The organism is Thiolapillus sp. (assembly GCF_048562965.1).
Taxonomy (GTDB): domain Bacteria; phylum Pseudomonadota; class Gammaproteobacteria; order Chromatiales; family Chromatiaceae; genus Thiolapillus; species Thiolapillus brandeum_A.
Genome location: NZ_JBHNMF010001392.1, coordinates 1 through 652 on the forward strand (window position 1 = coordinate 1; position 652 = coordinate 652).

A 652-nucleotide genomic window follows, 5' to 3' on the forward strand; every position below is an offset into this window, starting at 1 on the left:
ACCAAAGCCCGCACGGCCTTGATGGCCGCGGGCTTGTTCACGGGCAGTAAGAAATCGTATAGGCGGGTCAAGTCGGAAAGCGCCTTACTGGTCCATTTCAGGACCATCAGCGCGGTGCCGGCAGGGGATTGTCGGAGTCCAGGCTTTCGGCCCACGCCTGGACGGCCTGGTGATCGGTGACGCGGCTGGCTTTCATGTCGGCCATGGCTTCGCGTGTCAGCCGGTCACGTTCTTCCTCCTGCGCAACCCAGGAGGAAAGGGCCTGCTTCATGATCCAGGCCCGCGACCGCTCCAGTTTTCCGGCCAGCCGATCCACCTGGTCCGCCAGGGGGACCGGCACATGCGCTGTCAACACGCGGGTATCTGTCTTTGACATTGGTTCAGCCTCTTGCAGTCGATTAGGAAATAATCACAGTGATCTATAATAAATCATCGCGTGAAAACATCAACTGGAAAATGGCCCTCAGAAGAGGGCCATTTGCTCGCCGCCGATGGACGCGGCCACCGCCGTCTTAACCTCAGGGAGATCGGCGAAAGCGGAACGCCACACGCCCTGGATATACCCTACCTCCGGTACAGGCACATGCCATGCTTCGTAGCTGGCCTCATTGGCCAGATTCCAGACCTGATTCACCTCAAAGGCCATACGCGA

2 protein-coding genes and 1 pseudogene are annotated in these 652 nt (G+C 59.0%); all 3 read right to left on the reverse strand.

Going from position 1 to position 652, the window contains the following annotated elements; translation table 11 throughout:
* Positions 1-107 (reverse strand): type II toxin-antitoxin system RelE/ParE family toxin (locus ACOCD2_RS24510; RefSeq protein WP_419590418.1); only part of this gene is annotated, 107 nt, incomplete at its 3' end.
* Positions 107-376, reverse strand: coding sequence for a CopG family ribbon-helix-helix protein (locus tag ACOCD2_RS24515; RefSeq protein ID WP_293648023.1), 270 nt, complete (start codon positions 374-376; stop codon positions 107-109). The genes ACOCD2_RS24515 and ACOCD2_RS24510, both read right to left, overlap by 1 nt.
* Before the next feature lie 87 nt (positions 377-463).
* Positions 464-652: pseudogene (locus ACOCD2_RS24520) on the reverse strand (hypothetical protein); the annotation flags it as partial.

Excerpts from the sequence above, each read along its gene's own strand:
- ACOCD2_RS24515 (WP_293648023.1), bottom strand. The coding sequence starts at position 376 with ATGTCAAAGACAGATACCCGCGTGTTGACAGCGCATGTGCCGGTCCCC.